The organism is Undibacterium sp. Ji22W (assembly GCF_049340305.1).
Lineage (GTDB): Bacteria > Pseudomonadota > Gammaproteobacteria > Burkholderiales > Burkholderiaceae_D > Undibacterium.
On sequence record NZ_JBMPOU010000002.1, the window covers coordinates 1258202 to 1276502 of the forward strand.

Consider the following 18301-nt stretch of genomic DNA (forward strand, 5'->3'; position numbering starts at 1 on the left):
TTTTATTTCAATAGTAGTGGCGCCGGCAAAGCAGGTCGAGCTTGTTCAAACGCATAGCCCATTTTCAATAAACTTGCATCGCTCCATGCTCCAGCAAAGAATGACAAGCCTACCGGCAAACCTTTGACCAAACCCATAGGCACGGTCAAATGTGGGTAACCCGCGATTGCGGCCGGAGAACTGGCACTGCCCGAAATCACATCGCCTTTTTTGTAATTGATATCCCACGCCGGGCCTGTGGTTGGCGCAATCAGCGCATCCAGTTGATGTTGCTTGAGTGCTGCGTCAATTCCTTCCGGACCGGATAAGCGTTTCGCACGCTCACTGGCGTCGAGATAAGCCTTTTCGCTCAAGGGGCCTTTGGCTTGCGCCTGTTGCATGATTTCTTGACCAAAATGCGGCATGACTTGTTTTGCATTTTTCTTGTTAAACGCCATTACCTCGACCATGGTGCGATTATTCACCGTCATCGGGGTGTTAGCGAGATACGTGTTTAGATCAGATTTAAAGTCATACAGCAACACCGTGTATTCATCTTTGCCTGCCGCGTCCATATGCGGGATCTCGACTTTATCGATGATGATCGCACCTTGTGCTTTGAGAATCGCAACACTGCGATTAAACAGTGCAAGCGTTTCCTTATCATAGCCTTTGACTAGTTTGCTGACGATGCCGATGCGCTTGCCTTTGAGTGCTTGCGCATCTAGTCCTTGCGTGAAATCCGTCGTATGTTGATCTGCCGCTTGCGTGGCTGGGTCATTCACATCACTGCCCACAATCACATTCATCAATAGCGCCGCATCGCGTACCGTTAATGTCATCGGTCCTGCCGTATCTTGGCTATGCGAGAGTGGCACGATGCCGCTACGGCTGACCAAACCCAACGTGGGTTTCAAACCGACTAAACCATTCACCGCAGCCGGGCACACAATAGAACCATCGGTTTCGGTGCCGATGGCCGCCGGAATCAGGTGCGCTGCGACCGCTGCACCGGAGCCCGAGCTGGAGCCACAGGGGGACTTTTTGATGTTGTAGGGATTGCGCGTCTGCCCGCCAACGCTGCTCCAGCCGCTGCTGGATTTTGTTGAGCGAAAATTTGCCCATTCGCTCAAATTAGTCTTGCCTGCGAGTACCGCGCCGGCTGCACGTAACTTGGCGACAAGGAAGGCATCGCTGCTCGCGATATTATTCGCTAAAGCAAGTGAGCCAGCTGTCGTTGGCATGCCTTGAATCGCGATATTGTCTTTGACCATGATCGGCAAACCTTGCAAGATCAGTCGAGGATTTTTGTTTTTGTCGGCCTGCTCAGCATCTTGTTTTGCCTCTGCGCGCACTGCACTCACTGCTGCTATCTGTGGATTGAATTTGTCGCTGCGCGCTTGATACTGCTGGAGTATCTGTGTTGCTGTAGTTTTTCCGGCCTGCAAATCTAACTTTAACTGATGTAAGTCGTCTGCGCCCAGTGCGTTGACGGATGTGCCAAATGCGCCGCAGGCAAAGGCCATGCTGATCGCGAAACTGAATCGGTGTTGCTGTTGCATTATGTCCCCTTTATTGGTTTTCATTATTTGTCTTACTTATTGTTGGACGCATGTCGCCTGTTTTAGTTCATGAACGGAAGAACTTGTTTGCTCAATGCGACAGCAATAATGTATGCAAAGCATGCGAGAGCGATGAGGAAACTGAGATTCTGCGCAGCAACACTGTGTGCCCGTTTGAGCGCGAACGTTCCTGCAACGATATAGACGAACAGCACAATGATTTTTGCAGCTAACCATGGCTGTGCAAAGGGATTGATACTGGCGATCCAAGCCATGCTGATGGCGCTGACAAGTAATAGCGTGTCAATACTGTGCGGCAGAATCTTGACCCACTTTTTTTGTAGGATGACAGGGTTTTGTTTGCGCCAATAGAAGCGCAGGATGAATAGGATAATGCTTAACGCAATACAAGTCAGATGTAGGTGTTTCAGAATGATGTACATAACGTTTTTCTAGTGTGATTTTTGTTAGAAGATTTTTTTTGCTATCTGGCGCTATAACATCGGCAGTGCTTCCAATCGCCCGGCACTGATACCCCAAACGCCACCACTGACCAGAATTTCATCTTGCGCGTTCATCTCCACAGTCAGACAGCTTGGACGATGGCGAAATCTGCCTTGATGAATGGTGATGACCTGGTTAGCTTGTACCAAACCATGCTCATACAAATAAACCGCCGCTGGCCCTGCAGCACTGCCAGTGGCGATATCTTCGACCTTTCCCGCATTATCCCAAGTGCGAATTTCACGTCCCTGTACATCGAATATAAAGACAAATTTCGCCCCTAATCTGGCGAGTTCTTGCTCTAAATCGTCACCACAAAATTGCACCTTGTCAATTGCATTACTGTGTATTGGCAAGATCAGATAATCTAAGCCCGTGGAAATGACCTGCGCTGGCAAGTCGGGGATGAGGTCGGCTTGTTGCAAGCCTAGCCGCTGCAATACGCCACTCACTTCAGCGTGCGAGAGTGCTGACTGAGTTAGCGCTGCTCCCTGATTCATCTGGCACACAAAATGATCACCGCAATGTACGCTCTTAACGGCGATATCACGTGTTCCTACCGTAATTGTCCAAGTACATTCTGCATGCCCGCCCGCCTGCGTGCGATGTAAGACTGCGGCGGCGCCTAGGATGGGATGACCTGCGAAGGGCAATTCTTCTTCCACCGTAAAGATTCTGGCATGCGCGCAGTAGCCATGTTCTGTTTGTATTCGCGATAAAAAGATAGACTCAAATTGTTGCTTCTCTTGGGTCAGGGTTTGCATGAACGCCGTTGGCCAGTTCTCTGTTTGCAGAAAGACCGCTAAACCATTACCGCTATATGGCTGATCGGCGAAGACATCGACGTGGAAGTAATTGGGTTCAGACATAGTGTAGGGTGAGAGAAAAAATTCAAAAAGAAGGCCAAGAAAGTAGACCGAAAGCAAGCCGAAAAATTCGGTCAATCCATATCGCTTACTGCGGAATTGATGTAGCAAAAAGGGTAGTTCTCTTGAAGAAAATGGCATGCTAACAGAGGTTGAGATCCATTTCACAAACTAGCGCTCGTTATTTTGCGAACGAACTTGTAGATGACTCTGGCGCCATGGCGCGAACTCTGTTTTTGGCATGGGATTGGCGAAACAGTCGCCTTGCCCTTGGTTTTCTGCACTCTCTGCGACTACATTAAATCGCATGCTTTAATTCAGTGCCAGATTGGGCCGGACAATTGCACTAACTTTATTATTCGAAGAGATTTTTGTTGTTTATCGCCTAAGCCCTGAAGCCAGTTGGCCTGTTTCTGTCTGCGTTGGACGCGCTCGCATCCTAGTCGGTTGAGCTTTTGTTTGCGTTGTTCGAGTGTTGATGTTGAACCAATGGGTCGAATAGACTTCAATTTGACAAATAATTTCGCAGAGACCAAAGGGTAGCATCAACTGAAATCTCGCGGAATCGCTCTCAAATTTCGGCTAATATTCGCTGAAATTCGATTATCATGCGAGCTGTTGAATTGTTATTCACCTTATTCTGGATAGTATTATGAAATTAGCTTCTTTTTTAATCGGCATTTTTGCCTTGCTCGGTACAAATTCCGTGCTGGCACAAAGTACCAGCGAACCAGTCACTGGTAATCCAGCTGCCGCGCCGACCGCAGCCTCCGCAATTCCTTCTGCCCCAGCACCATTGCATATCACTAAATTAGGCATCATTGACACCGTCGTCGGTTCGGGTGAAGAAGTCACAAACGGCGTGGTGGTAGAAGTGCATTACACCGGCTGGTTGTATAACCACAAAGCCTGGAATTTGCATGGCGCGCAATTTGATACCTCGCGTGACGCGGGTACGCCTTTGCAGGTGCAAGTCGGAGCCAAACAAGTGATACGTGGTTGGGACTTGGGTTTGCTGGGAATGAAGGTCGGCGGTAAACGGACTTTGTTGATCCCCGCTTATCTTGGTTACAGCACACAAGGTTCGGGCAATATTCCACCCAATACGCATTTGGTATTTGAAGTGGAATTAGTGTCGATCAAAAAATAAGACCATCATGGCACGTAGCTTACAAGGCATCACTTTGGAAAATCTGCTGACAGAATTGCAGCAGTACTATGGCTGGGAAGGTTTGGCGCAGCGCGTGGATATTCAGTGTTTTCGCAAAGATCCCAGTATCTCTTCGAGTTTGAAATTTCTACGACGCACCCCTTGGGCCAGAAGCAAGGTTGAGAGTTTGTATATTGATTTGCCAGTGCAAGCTGCGGATTAGACTGAGTTGCTTGAGTAGGGGTAATAAACCACAGACTCAAATTGACAGAGCTAAGACCATCGCCGATACTCTAATGAGCGATTCTCTACGAACGCATGCGCGAATGTATGGTTGAACGATCGCGCTACACTACTGTAGTAAAAGGAAATTTTGTATGACACTTCGCATTATCGCCACTGGTGGCACCTTCGATAAACATTATGATGAACTAGCTGGCAAGCTGACGTTTCATGAAAGTCATTTGCCGGAAGTATTAAAGCGTGCGCGCTTGACGGTGCCTGTGGAGTTAGAAGTACGGCCTTTAATTGATTCACTCGATATGGTGGATCAAGATCGCAAAGAGATTTTGGAATCCTGTCAAAATTCTGCTGAAAAAGCGATCGTCATTATTCATGGCACCGACACCATGCGTGAAACAGCACATGTGCTGGGCGCGGCGAACTTAGATAAAGTGATTGTGTTCACCGGTGCGATGATTCCTTACGGTGTCGTGAATTCCGACGCATTCTTTAATTTGGGCTTTGCCTGCGGCGTAGCGCAATTATTGCCAGCGGGAGTGTATGTGGCAATGAATGGTCAGGTTTTTCCTTGGGACAACGTACAAAAAGATCGTAGTGCTGGTGTGTTTGTTACCAACTAATTGAGATCCATCATGAAACGCCTGCTGACCACTTTTTGCTGCTGCGTCTTGCTCATGTTGAGTGCTTGCGAAAAAGAACTGCAAGTGCGTTTCGACAACCTGCATTTTTTTCAAAATGAAGAGCAACTGCAGGCCATGAAGATCGATCAGGACCAATTGGCGCAGTACACCCGTAATTTGCAGGCTAGAGTCGGCAAAATTATGAAGAAAGCACAGGCAGCGCCCGGCAACGGTTATATTGTGGTGGCGATACGCTCAGATGAAGAAGTGGCGGTCTGGCTCGATATGGAGCCCGTCCTGCACGAATACTATGAATATGAAATTATTGAGTCGATCAAGAAAATGCGCCCTCTGGCAGTCGACCATGGCATTCTGGTATTCGCGATCAAAATGGCGGTCGACACGGCCGTTCATACTTCCAAAGTGATTCCTGAGCCAAAAGCTTGGATAGAGGCAAAGAAAAAAGTCGGCGATCCGGATGATGTTGAGCAAGTCGTTTTGTCCGTCTGGCCAGAAGAATAAATTGTCGGCACCAGAAAAAAATCGCGTCTCTGCATGAATATCCACAAAGTTTTATATATTGGCTATGTTTGGCCTGAACCGAATTCGTCTGCGGCGGGCAGTCGGACGATGGAATTTTTGCGCCTGTTTCGCCTACAAAATTGGCAAGTCGTGTTCGCCAGCGTGGCGGCGTTATCGCCGCACCGCGCCGACCTACAAGCTTTGCAAATCGAAGAAAAACAGTTGGCGCTCAACTGCGATAGCTTTGATGAATTTATACTCAGCTATCAACCTGATCTGGTTGTATTTGACCGCTTTTTTACCGAAGAACAATTTGGCTGGCGGATTGAACGTCACTGTCCGCAAGCTTTGCGCGTCCTCGATACTTGTGATTTGCATAGTTTGCGTGAAGCTCGACATCGGCTATTGAAGCAGGCTTTACATCCGCCAACTGAGGCGCACACTGGCACATCTGCGGCGCTATTGGTGCGTGCCACGAACCACGTCGAATTGTATCGTGCTATGTGTGAGGACGAAATCGCACAACGCGAAATCGCGGCGATCTATCGTTGTGATTTGAGCTTGATGATTTCGCAGGTCGAAGTCGATTTACTACGCGATTATTTTCAGGTTCCAGACGATCTTTTATGCTGCAATAACTTAATGTTGATGACGCCAATCTCGTCAACCCTGCCAAGCTTTGATGAGCGTCAACATTTTGTCAGTATAGGCAATTTTCGTCATGCACCGAATTGGGATGCAGCGCTCTATATGTACCAAGTTATTTGGCCGCGTATACGCGCTCGTTTGCCACAGGCGCAACTGCATGTATATGGTTCTTATCCTCCACCAAAAGCGATGACCCTGCATCAGCCGGCACAAGGTTTTCATGTTCGTGGTTGGGCGGAAGATGCACATGCCGTAATGCGGGCGGCCCGTGTTTGTTTAGCGCCGCTGCGCTTTGGCGCGGGTATAAAAGGCAAGCTAGCCGATGCGATGGCATGTGGTACGCCCAGTGTGACTACGAGTATCGGCGCCGAATCGATGTGCGGTGTCTTGCCGTGGGCGGGCGTCGTGACCGATGAGCTTGAGGCTTTTGTTGATGCTGCGGTGATGCTAATGAACGATGCCCAGCAATGGCAATTGGCACAGCAGCGCGGGCAAGAAATTTTACAGACTTACTTTGATCGAACTGCGGCTTCGACGCAGTTTATGCAGGCAATTTTACAAGCTCGTACGCAACAGCAAGAGCGCCGCTTACAGAATTTCACGGGAGCGATGCTCCGTCATCACAGTCTGAAAAGTACGCAATATATGTCGCAGTGGATACAACTCAAAAACCAACAAACGCCGCTGTCTTAAATCTGCTAATTGCTTACTATCATTCGTCAGGATCAGGCGGCGTCAACAGAAATTGATGATCGCTAGAGTCACCCGCCAACAATGCATCTAAGCCTTCAATTGGGATGGGTTTGGAATACAAATAGCCCTGAAAGGTTAAACAATTGTGTTCAATCAGGAAGCGACGTTGTGCTACTGTTTCTACTCCTTCGGCAATCACATCTAAGCCGAGATTCAGACCCAAAGAAATAATCGCACGCACGATAGTCGCATCATTTTCATCATCACTTAAATCGCGCACAAAAGACTGATCGATTTTCAATTGATTCAGTGGCAGTTTTTGCAAATAGGCGAGCGAAGAATAGCCAGTACCGAAATCATCCATAGAAAACGCGATACCGAGTTTTTTCAATTGCTGCATTTTTTCGGTGGTAGCATCGACGTTGTCGAGAATGGTGCTCTCTGTAAGTTCGATTTTTAGACGACTAGGATTGATATTATGCAGCCGCACAATCTCGGTTACCGTTTCGACGAAATTGGTTTGCTGGAACTGTTTGGCACTCACGTTGACCGCCAAACTGAGATGCGCCGTACGCGGATTGCGTCCCCACTTTTTCAATTGATGACAAGCGGTTTCTAGGACCCAGGTACCAATCGGAATAATTAATCCTGTTTGTTCTGCAATCGGAATAAATTCTAATGGAGAGATGAACCCGCGATCAGGGTGTATCCAGCGTAACAGAGCTTCGGCACCGATCACATTGCCGTCAGCATCGACTTGTATCTGGTAATACAATTGGAATTGTTCCAATGCGAGTGCGACCCGCAGGTTTGATTCCAGCATCATCTTCACAACCAGCACCGCTTGCATTGCCGGATCAAAAAAGCGCACTGCATTACGTCCCGACGTTTTCGCTTCATACATCGCGGTGTCGGCACGTTTGAACAAGTCTTTGACCGTGATGTCACCACCTTGGAAGAGACACACGCCTATGCTGCCCGCGCCATGATGGATGAAGTCGGTAATTTGATAAGGTTCGTTCAATAGCAAACGAATTTTTTCTGCGATCTTATCGGCCTGAACTGCCGCCGCATCTTTATCCTGATTGAGTGCTTGTAACACCACCACAAACTCATCACCGCCAAGGCGCGCTACCGTATCACTTTCACGGACGCAGGTTTGCAACCGCTGCGCGACTTCGATCAATAACAAATCGCCGGCATCGTGACCGCGCGTATCGTTGAGCGTTTTGAAGTTGTCCAGATCAATAAACAGAATCGCACTATGGGCATCGTCGCGCTGGTTCATCGCGATCAGATGCTGCAATCTATCCATCAATAACCGACGATTTGGCAAATGTGTGAGCGGGTCATAAAATGCCAGATTCAGAATTTCATCTTCATAGCCTTTATGACGACTGATGTCGGTGAATGAACCGATGTAATGCGTGATCATGCCCGTGTCATTGGCGATCGCCGTCAAGGTGATCAACTGCGGATAGATTTCTCCGTTTTTCTTCTCTGCCCACAGTTCACCTTGCCAGTAGCGATGCTGGTCTAAGGCTTGATAAATATTGCTAAAGAAAATTTCATCCTGCTGCGCAGTGAGGTGACGCGGCAAAGGTTTACCAATCAGCTCGTGCGCGTCAAAGCCCGTAGTGCGCGAGTAAGCCTGATTAATGCGTAGCACTCGCCACTGATTATCCGTGACGAAAATCCCTTCCTGCGATTCAAAGGTAATTGCAGCTACGCGTAAGTCTTGCTCCGCCGCTTTACGTTCGGTAATGTCACTGATAAAACAATGCCAGAGTGTGCTATCGTCGTCTGGCTCGAGTTCCGGCAAGGCATCTAAAAACAACCAGCGCACGGTGCCATCGGTGCGGTGATAACGAAACTCCATCTGGTAAGGGCTTAAATGCTTGGTCGCATATTCATGATTTTGTAAGAACGCTTTTTTATCCGCAGTATCAATCCGCTTTACCAGCATAGATGCATTGTTCTTGATGTCTCTGGCAGTGATTTCAAACATTCCCTCGATGGCATCACTCGCGTACAACACATTGGTGCTGTTGTCACGTCGAATCCGGTATTGCATGACCACGCCAGGCAGGCGTGAGGCGACTTTGCTGATGCGTTCAAACGCATCGCGCAATTCATTAGTGGCGGCGATCCGTTCTGCCTGCAAGGCCGTGATGAGTAAGGCGGTGATAGAAAGTGTCGCCATGTATAGCCACAAGACGATCGAGCTTTCGGCAGGATTAAAGGATTGAAAGGGGCCAAGTCCGCGATAGGTAGCGATTGCGGCAAATGCAGATGAGGCGATCACGGTCACTGATGCCATGAAGTTACCGAGGCGGATCGCGCCCCAAATCATGATAGCAATCGCGATAAAGGTTAAGTGCAGCAGGCTAGATTGGGATAAAAAAATTGCCCAATGAACGACGCCAAAAATACATAAGAAGATGAAATTTTCTTCATAGGTCTGACGAATTTTTGAATAACTTCCCATCAGAGCAAATAGAAAAGGTGTCGCCAGAAAAACCCCGACCGTGTCGCCAGCCCACCAGCTAATCCAGGCAAATTTCGGATCAGTGAATAAATCAGTTTGCCACAACACAAAACTGCCAAAGCTGGCCGAAATCGTCATGCCCAGCATACTGGCAATACAAAAATGAATGACATCATCGCGATGGATGAAATTCAGTGAAAAATTCTTACGTTTCAGATACCAGGCGACTACGAGAGGTGCCAAGGTGTTTCCCAAGCCGATCATGGTTCCTGCATACCAAGAAACCCCAGTACCAAGATTTAACGCCAGCGCTGCCAGAAAAATCCCGATACTGACTTGATAGCCCCAGCCATAAATGGCGGCGACGGCGATTCCTGTTGGTAACCAGATCAGGGTGATATTGGGGGGGATAAAGGGGAAATGTAGACCTAACTTGCCAGAAACAAAATAGGCAAGAAAGATGAACAGCAGACGCAAGCCTAGGCGCAGACGATGAGGACTCTGTTGAAACGGCAAGGCTTGGGAATGCGACATGCGAATTTCTTTAAACGTAGAATAATTTCTACATTATGCGCGAAACATCTGTCAAAAAACATTCTTTAGGGCAAATTTCTGGGAAAAGATACAGATCGCACAAAAAATCATTTCTTGTCTTCGTTGGCTCCTGATTTATCAGTTAAATAATATGCAACAAATGCGACCAGTTTAATTTGCTAAATGACGATGCTGACGTTTGGCAATCGATTTGCCAGTCGGCTCCAGTCTGTCATGAGATTGGGGGGGATTCTTCTGTTCTTTCTTCAATACTTCTGGGCTTTGCTTATGCTTGGCGTCACCCGCATAGTCTTTGCCTATCATCGTCAGTACTTGTTGTTGCGGCATGCCACGTTCTTCACATAGCCAGCGAGTGACCAAATTGGCCAAGCGGTCCAACGCGATTTTATGGGTTGCATCGGTTTGTGCGTAGATCCAATTCGACAAAGCCATAAAATTTGCAAAGGGGGCTTCGCCCAAGATAACGGGCAAGGTGTTACTAAAGCGTCCTGAATTCGCGACTAAATCCCAATAACGGGCAAAACGGATCAGCTTTTGCATCTCGGCGAATGGAACATCTTTGTTTGCCAGGATGGTGTAAGGTGGATAGGGATCAAACCGCATGCCGAAGTCTTCGGTATGGCGAATGATGGGCGTACCACGCAGGCGTTTTAAAATGCCGAATTGAATTTCATGTGGCCCCAATGCATATAATTGATCGAAGCCAGCGGCGAAACTTTCCACCGTTTCTCCTGGCAATCCTGCGATCAAATCGACGTGCAGATGTGCCGTGGAATGCTGACAGAGCCATTCGATATTGGCTGCTGCCTTGGCATTATCTTGCTTGCGACTGATACGACTTTGCACTTCCGGATTGAAACTTTGGATGCCGATTTCAAATTGTAGGCAGCCTTCAGGGAATTGTTGTATCCCTGCTTTCAACGCATCGGGCAAATGATCGGGCACGACTTCAAAATGCGCAAAGACCGGATCATCTGGATTCGCCGCGAGTTTATCGAGGAAAAATTGCATAATCTTTAAACTAGTTTTGATGTTTAGATTAAAGGTACGATCGACAAATTTAAACAAGCGGGCACCGCGTGCGTGCAGGTTTTCCATTTCTGCCAGAAAGCGGTCGATATCGAAAGGCCAGGCAGTCTTATCCAGCGCAGACAGACAAAATTCACATTTGAATGGACAACCACGAGAAGCTTCCACATACAGCGTGCGGGTTTGAATATCCTTGTCGCTGTAATAGGCGTAAGGCAATTGCAGATCATCGAGTTTCGCCTGGACACCAGCATGGACCTTCATCAAAGGTTGCGGGCCGTTCATAATTTGTTGGCACAGCGTGGCAAAACTGATATCGCCCCAGCCCGTAATAACATAATCGGCTAAGCGCACGATTTCTTGTTCTTGTGTCTCATACGAGACTTCTGGACCACCTAGTACGATGATCACTTCTGGCGCGACGCGTTTGATTAAAGCGACTAGACGGGTTGTTTCTTCCACATTCCAGATATACACCCCAAAACCAATGATCAGTTTCTCATCGGCACGCTGCCAACTTAATAAACGCTCTAGTAAATCGGTGGTCTTCGCGCCAATCACAAACTCTTGCAAATGCGTCTGCGCCTGCAATTCTCCCATGTTGGCATAAAGATAGCGTAAGCCCATAGAAGCATGGGTGTAGCGTGCGTTTAAAGTGGAGAGCAAAATCGTCATAAGTGTGGTCTGGTGTAGCGTTCAGGCTGGAATAGCAGGTGGGAGCTGGCGTGCGATCCCATAAAAGTGTCATTGTACGCTGGCAGGTCTGAGACTGTGTATTCAGACCGTCATTTCTGATGTGAAAAAGTATTCTCGCCAGCGCATTTGGTGACTTTATCCCTGCGTTTTTGCATTTCGTCGCAAGTCGATGGTAAGTGAAAACCAGCCTCGCTATAGTTCAACCATCGATTCAGATCGAATCCGATACGACAAGGCAAGAGCCAGTTTTACACTATTAACGATGTATGAGAAAAGGAGCCACAAAATGAAATCCACATTGACCAGCAAACTGATTTTATCTGCCGTATGTGCAGTCGCCGTCATCAGTGCAGCAACCGCTTATCAAGCCACTCAGCCTAGCCAAGCAGCGAGCTCTGGCGTGAATATCACCAAGCAAAAAATGCAAAAAGTGACAGTTGCAGCGAAACGTATGAGTGTTGAAGAAAAATTGGCATTTGACTTGCAAACGACCGGTATGCAAACCGTGGTGATCAGTGCCAAGCGTTTGAGCCCAGCGCAAAAATTGGCAATGGATGCACAAGATCGTGCAGCGCGTTGATTGTCGATCGTTGTGTAGCGAGAAGAAAAGAATGAAGATGATTTTGATGCATGTAAGAGTGTGTCTCAAGTGACAGCGCCAGTGTCACAGAGCGGTACCAGTAAAATTAACACACTCTTAAATTAGTGCTGGTTATTCAGGAATAGCAGTCTGACCGGATTAAAATAAAACAGGTGTATAACTCAAAGTTTTTTCACTATTCGCATTCAACGCCAAGCTTGCCCCAGCGGTGTTTGTAAAAGAGAAAATTTTGATTTATGTGCAGTGAACAAATAGCAAATTTCTTCGATGTAGATGGTGAGCTAACTCTCTTTAAGCCCGCTGCCATGTTCTAAGCCATGTTCCACATCGAGTGCTAATTCAGCACCAAAAATCCGGTGTCTGCCATGCTCTTTCGCTTTATAGAGTTGCATATCGGCGAGCTTAATTAAACTATTTGCTGTGCCGTGGGCTTTTTCAGATTTGCAACCCACGCCTATGCTTACGGTAACATACGGTGCGACCGATGACTCAGCGTGCTCTATCTGTAAGTTACTAATATCTTTGCGTATGGTCTCGGCTAATTGCATTGCGCCGGCAAATCCTGTATCGGGTAATAAACACACAAACTCTTCACCGCCATAACGGGCAATGTGGTCACTCGAGCGCATCAGACTGCTTTTCAAGGTTTTGGCGACGCGGCGCAGGCAATCGTCGCCAGCCTGATGTCCATAGTGGTCATTGAATCTTTTAAAGAAATCGACATCCAACATGACTAGACTCAGCGCCGTATGATTCCGGATCGCACGCCCCATTTCAGCATTTACCCGTTCATCAAAAAAGCGTCGGTTATGAACGCCGGTTAATCCATCCAAATAGGCCCAGCTGCGTAATAAATCGGATTGCGCCTTGAGCATCAGATGGGTTTTGATGCGGGCACGCACAATACGTGGGTTGATGGGTTTCGAGATGAAATCAACCGCCCCCAGATCGAAGCCTTTTTCTTCTGCTGACTCGTCGGTTTGCGCGGTGACAAAGATCACAGGAATATCGCGCGTGGCGGCATCGGCTTTCAGTCTCTGGCAAACTTGATAGCCGTCCAGATCAGGCATAACCAAGTCTAGTAGCACCAGATCTGGTTGTTTCGATGCACATAGAGCCAATGCCTGCGCGCCACTGGTCGCCATCAATACTTGATAGTCGCTAGATAAAATCTGATACAAGACCTGGATGTTGGTTGCTTGGTCATCCACGACTAATAGGCGTGGGCGGCTCGGTAACGGGAACAAATCCTCGTTCGGATTACCAGAAGGATAACTAGAGGCGTTGGCAGCGGGCGTCACTTGTAGGGTTGCTCCAATAAGTCGGCACACAAGGCTTGGGCGAGTGTAAAGTCGAGCGTTGAAATGGCGGTTTCTATAGGGAGCAGCTTATCACGTAGATCTGATCCAAACAGCGTCTGCAGTTCAAGTATGGTTTCGGTTGCTGCCATATCCGCATTCTCTAGTTGTTCTGCAAGTTCAACCAGCTTACGGTGAAAGGCGATTGGGTCAAATTCTTGCGGTGCCGTTTTATCTGGTGTTAATACTTGAAGCTGTTTTCCGCGCAAGTATTTTGCTAGTTCTGCAAGTTGGCGGTCTAATTCAACAATGGTCTGGCAGGTTTGTTGCATCAAAGGGCGGCAGTCGGGTAAGTTATCTTGACTGACCGCAGCTGCGAATTGCTTTTCTATTCCAGCAAAAACCTTGGCGTGCTCGTTTGCCCCCAGCGTCGCCGATAAACCTTTCATCGTATGCAAATGACGTAATGCTACGCTTAAATGATCGGGAATACAGGTATGTAGTTGCTCGGGGATAAGTTGCAAGTCGTTGCGAAACATATCTAGCATGCGTAAGTATAGATCGTGCTTGTTACCGAGTCGGTTCAGGGCTGGATAGATGTCGATACCCAGCTGTGCGGCGGTGTTATTTAATTCTATATCTTCCTGTGTCGTTGCGGTTGCGATTGGTTCATGTACTCGAGGGCTACGAGAAGTATGCTGCAAGATGACTTGGATCAGATTGTGCAAATCAAACGGTTTGCCAATATGATCATCGATGCCTGCCGCGATGCAGGCTTGTTTATCGGCTTCCATGACATTCGCTGACATCGCGACGATGGGCAATTTGGTACGACCCAGTTCGCTGCGGATTTTTTTGCTTGCTGTATATCCATCCATGACTGGCATCTGCAGGTCCATCAAAACTAAATCAAACGGAAGACGTTCATTTGCAATCATTTCTATTGCGTCCAGACCATGATTAGCGATCACAATCACGGCACCTTCTGCCTGCAGCAATTCACGGGCAACTTGCTGATTATTCAGATTGTCTTCCACCAGCAATATACGCAAATTTTGTAGCGGCATGGAAGCAGAGTCAAGCCCATGTGCTTGAATTTCCTGCGTGGTGTTTAAGCTATCCTGCAATTTTCTTAGGTTGACTGGCTTGAGTAAAATTTGGTCGAACAAAAGCTGTTCTTTCGGAGATGCTCTTTGAAGCAGAACACGTTCGGTTTCGCGCATGATCAGGAGCATAGGTAATGAACGCTGATTGGCGATGTCACGAATTTCTCGGATACTGCCCCAGCCATCGGTTTCTATGCTATCCCAATCAATCAAAATGGCATGATACTGACTAGTGCCCGCGCGTAAAATTTCTAACGCTGCTTCGCTGCTGTCAACAAATTCGGTTCCAAGATGCAGATCCGTGCAAGCCGACTTAATATTTTCACGCACAAAGAGATTTGCTTCAGCAATGAGTAACTGCGTCGTCTGTTGCGTTTTGCGAGTGTCTTCCGTACGCACTTTCTGTTCGTTGGCAATCGGGAGCGTGATGCTGAAATAGAAGCAGGCACCAGCACCAAGTGCACTTTCTAATTCAAGCTTGCCACCCATCATTTCAACTAGTCCCTGACTAATCGCAATCCCCAGGCCCGAGCCACCAAAACGTCGCGTGGTCGACGTTTCCGCTTGGGTAAATCCAGTAAATATTTTTTTGTGATTTTCAGGAGCAATGCCTATCCCCGTATCTTTGACTGCGAAGTGCAGACGCACGGTGTCGTGGTTGTTCTCCAGCATCCTAATTACGATAATGACTTCTCCTTGCGCGGTGAATTTCACCGCATTGCTGCCAAGGTTAGTCAATACCTGTCGCAAGCGTAAGGCATCGCCGATCAAACGATTCGGTATTTTAGAATCAATATCAAATAAAATATCGACTGGTTTTTCAGCAATATTGATCGATAACAAGTCAGACAAATCCATCAGCAATTGATCGAGTCTGAACGGATGCGGATCCAAACTCATTTTGCCAGCTTCGACTTTAGAAATGTCTAAAATATCATTCAACAAATTGAGCAAAGAGCGTGCTGCACCCTCGGTCTTGGAGGCGTAATCGCTTTGTTGGGCTGATAATGGCGTTTTGCGTAGCAGGCTCAACATCCCCAAAATCGCATTCATCGGGGTACGAATTTCATGGCTCATATTCGCCAAAAATGCGGATTTTGCCTGATTCGCATCGTCTGCAGCTTGCTTTGCTTGGCGTAGTGCTTCTTCTGCTTGATATTGCAAAGTAATGTCGCGATTAATCCCGGTAACTAAGATGGCATTGCCATGTTCATCACGTTCCACACCTCCTGCCGCCTGAATGTAGCGTACTCCATTGGCCGGACTGATGATACGGAAAATCGGACTATAAATATGGGTGCCAGCGATCGCGCCGTGCAAGCGTTCCTCGGTTTCTGCTAGGTCATCAGGATGTATCTTATTGCGCCAAAAATCATAAAATAACTTTTCATTTCTCAATGCTTTCGGAACTTCATAAATATCGTACATCCGTTCATTGAAAATCATTTCATTGCTACGTACATCCCAGCTCCAGATACCCAACTCGGCGACCTTGGCTGCCTTGGTTAATTGATCACGTACGGTTAGGAGCAATTGTGTGCTCTTTTGCAGTTCGGCTTCGGCGGTCTTTCTTTCGGTGATGTCCATTTGCGTACCTGACACCCATTCAGGCTTTCCTAAAGGTGTGTAGGAGGAGACCCGACCACGGGTGAGTACCCAGATCCAATGACCATGTTTATGTTTTAGGCGATTCTCGCATTCGTAGTAGGACGAATCATGCGAAAAATGTTGCTGCATCAATTGCTTCGCTTTGAGTAAATCTTCAGGATGAGTCAAATCATCCCAGATTTGTATGTTGGGACTACCTAGCTCATTGAGTTCATAACCGATTTGATCTGCCCAGCGTTCATTTAAACGCATTTCACCGGTTTCAACATTCCACTCCCAAGTACCGACGTTGGTACCTTCAATAATGTGGGCGAGCGCCGAGCGTTGATTTGCCAGGCGGCTGGCGGACTTTTTGCTGGCAGTGATATCCGTACGAATCGAAATGAATTTGTCGATCTGGCCATTCACATTCTTAAATGGTGCAATGAAAGTATCGACCCAATATAGGCTGCCATTTTTAGTGCGATTGCAAACTTCCCCGCGCCACGGTGTTCCGGAGGAAATTGTGCGCCACATGTTCGATAAAAAATCTGGTGATTGCACTCCGGTGGCGACGATTTTGTGATTCCCTTCTAAAATTTCTTCACGGGTGTAACCACTGATACGACAGTAAGCTTGGTTGACATCAATAATCTTGCCTGCACCATTCGCAATCGACACAATGGCATGCATATTCAAGGTACTTAGTAAAGCATCACTGTCACGCAAAGCTGCCTGCAGGCGTTGCGCAGCTAATTTGTTGTCTGTGATATCGGTACAAATTGCGATATATTTTTCGATTACGCCCTGGCTGTTTTTAAACGGTGCAATAAATGTGTCGACCCAGAACAGAGAACCATCACGTGCTCGGTTACAAACCTCGCCGCGCCACGGAGTTCCACTTGAAATCTGCGACCAGATATCACTCCAAAATTGACTAGACTGTTCACGCGAGCTGATAATTCTGTGGTTTTGACCGATTAGTGACTCACGCGGGTAAGCACTAATACGACAGAAAGCATCGTTCACATCGATGATACTGCCACCGGCATCAGTGACCGACACAATCGCATGCATATTGAGTGTGCTTAACAAAGCTTCGTTATCACGCACCGCTGCATCAAGTTTGGTCTGTGTTTGTTTGCTGAAACTCAATTGAGTTCTCAGGAGCGAGGCCAGTAAAGCGCTGATTAAACTGAGCGCAATAAAGAAGGCGATCGGCACGCCGCGATGAAAATCCGCTTCAAAGTTTTTGGTGCTCGCAATCGTGATTTGAAAAGCACGTTGGTGCAAAGTGAACAGGCGAGTGGTTGACCAGATCGAAGGTTTTAACTGACGTGTTGCACTTCCTTCTTTAACCGGCTCTATTTGCGCATTGCTACTAAAAAAGCGGGTGATGTCGTCTTGATTGTAGGCTTGTGTATTAGATAATTGAAATTGAACTATATCTTTGTCCACTTCGGCAATTGTGGACATTAATTCGTCTAACATGATAGGTGCATACACCAAGCCTAATATCGCTCTATTCCGTGCCGCTGAAGATTCGAGTGAGGCGCCATTTTGATAGACTGGAACAAACAGCGAAACGCTGGCTCTTTTTTCAGCCTTTGGGGGGGCATAAATGAGCGGAGTCATGCTTGGCAGGCCAGTATTGATCGCTTCTTCGATCGCCGTCAGGCGACGTTTATCTGAACCGAAATCGGCTCCTGCTACAAAATGATTCGTGTAGGGTGTTTCGAAATATTTCAACAGATAACGTGCATCCGTGTTGTTCTGGCCAAATTCTTGTAGAGAAAATTGGCTATTATTATTTCTCTTTTGATGCGCCAGATATTTCTCAACATCGGTCTTATTGATTTTTTCGATGAAACCAAAACCACGTACACCCGGATATTCGTCGACTAATTTATGGGTACCGATGGCCGTATGAAAAGCACTAGCACTGAGGTTTTGATCAACACCAAACAGGCTTTTGACGCCATTTAATCCATAGATTTGCTGCGATAAGCGTTGTTCAATTTCATTGCTAAGACGATCGGCTTTGTTGTTAAATTCATTGTCGAGTCTATTTTTTTCATTAAGATTGAGCCACCAGGTGCCAGCGCTAGCGAAGCACATGCCAATTATAAAGATCGCGGTGGGCAAATACTGAGG

At 47.3% G+C, this 18301-nt stretch carries 13 protein-coding genes; 6 read left to right on the forward strand and 7 right to left on the reverse strand.

Features of this window, described 5'->3' with window-relative positions:
• Positions 1–2: 2 nt before the first annotated feature.
• The 3 genes from ACO0KW_RS12150 to ACO0KW_RS12160 form a co-directional block, all read right to left on the reverse strand.
• Positions 3–1541 carry an amidase gene (locus tag ACO0KW_RS12150; RefSeq protein WP_423053331.1) on the reverse strand — a complete coding sequence of 513 codons (1539 nt, stop codon included), beginning with the start codon at positions 1539–1541 and terminating at the stop codon, positions 3–5.
• A 62-nt stretch (positions 1542–1603) separates the two neighbouring features.
• Positions 1604–1984 (reverse strand): SirB2 family protein, encoded by a 381-nt coding sequence (locus tag ACO0KW_RS12155; protein WP_423053332.1) that lies wholly within the window; start codon positions 1982–1984, stop codon positions 1604–1606.
• A gap of 51 nt (positions 1985–2035) precedes the next feature.
• The gene (locus ACO0KW_RS12160) at positions 2036–2914 is read right to left on the reverse strand and encodes a PhzF family phenazine biosynthesis protein (protein ID WP_423053333.1); all 879 of its coding nucleotides are present in this window, start codon (positions 2912–2914) and stop codon (positions 2036–2038) included.
• A 649-nt stretch (positions 2915–3563) separates the two neighbouring features.
• Between ACO0KW_RS12160 and ACO0KW_RS12165 the strand changes: the two genes are divergently transcribed.
• From ACO0KW_RS12165 to ACO0KW_RS12185, 5 genes are all read left to right on the forward strand, one after another.
• A complete protein-coding gene (locus ACO0KW_RS12165) occupies positions 3564–4061 on the forward strand; it encodes an FKBP-type peptidyl-prolyl cis-trans isomerase (protein ID WP_423053334.1) in 498 nt (165 codons plus the stop codon).
• Between the two features lie 7 nt (positions 4062–4068).
• Complete coding sequence (locus tag ACO0KW_RS12170; protein ID WP_423053335.1) at positions 4069–4284, forward strand: VF530 family DNA-binding protein; 216 nt, start codon at positions 4069–4071, stop codon at positions 4282–4284.
• A 154-nt stretch (positions 4285–4438) separates the two neighbouring features.
• Complete coding sequence (locus tag ACO0KW_RS12175) at positions 4439–4924, forward strand: asparaginase domain-containing protein (RefSeq protein WP_186943193.1); 486 nt, start codon at positions 4439–4441, stop codon at positions 4922–4924.
• A gap of 12 nt (positions 4925–4936) precedes the next feature.
• A complete protein-coding gene (locus ACO0KW_RS12180; RefSeq protein WP_423053336.1) occupies positions 4937–5446 on the forward strand; it encodes a hypothetical protein in 510 nt (169 codons plus the stop codon).
• Between the two features lie 33 nt (positions 5447–5479).
• Positions 5480–6787 (forward strand): glycosyltransferase, encoded by a 1308-nt coding sequence (locus ACO0KW_RS12185; protein WP_423053337.1) that lies wholly within the window; start codon positions 5480–5482, stop codon positions 6785–6787.
• A gap of 19 nt (positions 6788–6806) precedes the next feature.
• Here the strand turns inward: ACO0KW_RS12185 and ACO0KW_RS12190 are convergent, their stop codons facing one another.
• Both ACO0KW_RS12190 and ACO0KW_RS12195 read right to left on the reverse strand, forming a co-directional pair.
• On the reverse strand, positions 6807–9809 hold the full coding sequence (locus tag ACO0KW_RS12190) for a bifunctional diguanylate cyclase/phosphodiesterase (RefSeq protein WP_423053338.1): 3003 nt from the start codon (positions 9807–9809) through the stop codon (positions 6807–6809).
• A 171-nt stretch (positions 9810–9980) separates the two neighbouring features.
• The gene (locus tag ACO0KW_RS12195) at positions 9981–11534 is read right to left on the reverse strand and encodes a DUF4080 domain-containing protein (protein ID WP_423053339.1); all 1554 of its coding nucleotides are present in this window, start codon (positions 11532–11534) and stop codon (positions 9981–9983) included.
• 307 nt (positions 11535–11841) lie between these two features.
• Between ACO0KW_RS12195 and ACO0KW_RS12200 the strand changes: the two genes are divergently transcribed.
• Positions 11842–12135, forward strand: coding sequence for a hypothetical protein (locus tag ACO0KW_RS12200; protein ID WP_423053340.1), 294 nt, complete (start codon positions 11842–11844; stop codon positions 12133–12135).
• 302 nt (positions 12136–12437) lie between these two features.
• Here ACO0KW_RS12200 and ACO0KW_RS12205 read toward each other — a convergent pair whose 3' ends face one another.
• Complete coding sequence (locus tag ACO0KW_RS12205) at positions 12438–13457, reverse strand: diguanylate cyclase (protein WP_423053341.1); 1020 nt, start codon at positions 13455–13457, stop codon at positions 12438–12440.
• A complete protein-coding gene (locus tag ACO0KW_RS12210) occupies positions 13454–18265 on the reverse strand; it encodes a PAS domain-containing protein (protein WP_423053342.1) in 4812 nt (1603 codons plus the stop codon). The genes ACO0KW_RS12205 and ACO0KW_RS12210 overlap by 4 nt, the downstream gene beginning before the upstream one ends.
• Positions 18266–18301 lie beyond the last annotated feature (36 nt).

Excerpts from the sequence above, each read along its gene's own strand:
- ACO0KW_RS12160 (WP_423053333.1), bottom strand. The coding sequence starts at position 2,914 with ATGTCTGAACCCAATTACTTCCACGTCGATGTCTTCGCCGATCAGCCA.
- ACO0KW_RS12170 (WP_423053335.1), top strand. The coding sequence starts at position 4,069 with ATGGCACGTAGCTTACAAGGCATCACTTTGGAAAATCTGCTGACAGAA.
- ACO0KW_RS12195 (WP_423053339.1), bottom strand. The coding sequence starts at position 11,534 with ATGACGATTTTGCTCTCCACTTTAAACGCACGCTACACCCATGCTTCT.
- ACO0KW_RS12180 (WP_423053336.1), top strand. The coding sequence starts at position 4,937 with ATGAAACGCCTGCTGACCACTTTTTGCTGCTGCGTCTTGCTCATGTTG.
- ACO0KW_RS12165 (WP_423053334.1), top strand. The coding sequence starts at position 3,564 with ATGAAATTAGCTTCTTTTTTAATCGGCATTTTTGCCTTGCTCGGTACA.
- ACO0KW_RS12155 (WP_423053332.1), bottom strand. The coding sequence starts at position 1,984 with ATGTACATCATTCTGAAACACCTACATCTGACTTGTATTGCGTTAAGC.
- ACO0KW_RS12185 (WP_423053337.1), top strand. The coding sequence starts at position 5,480 with ATGAATATCCACAAAGTTTTATATATTGGCTATGTTTGGCCTGAACCG.
- ACO0KW_RS12150 (WP_423053331.1), bottom strand. The coding sequence starts at position 1,541 with ATGCAACAGCAACACCGATTCAGTTTCGCGATCAGCATGGCCTTTGCC.
- ACO0KW_RS12190 (WP_423053338.1), bottom strand. The coding sequence starts at position 9,809 with ATGTCGCATTCCCAAGCCTTGCCGTTTCAACAGAGTCCTCATCGTCTG.
- ACO0KW_RS12210 (WP_423053342.1), bottom strand. The coding sequence starts at position 18,265 with ATGTGCTTCGCTAGCGCTGGCACCTGGTGGCTCAATCTTAATGAAAAA.
- ACO0KW_RS12200 (WP_423053340.1), top strand. The coding sequence starts at position 11,842 with ATGAAATCCACATTGACCAGCAAACTGATTTTATCTGCCGTATGTGCA.
- ACO0KW_RS12175 (WP_186943193.1), top strand. The coding sequence starts at position 4,439 with ATGACACTTCGCATTATCGCCACTGGTGGCACCTTCGATAAACATTAT.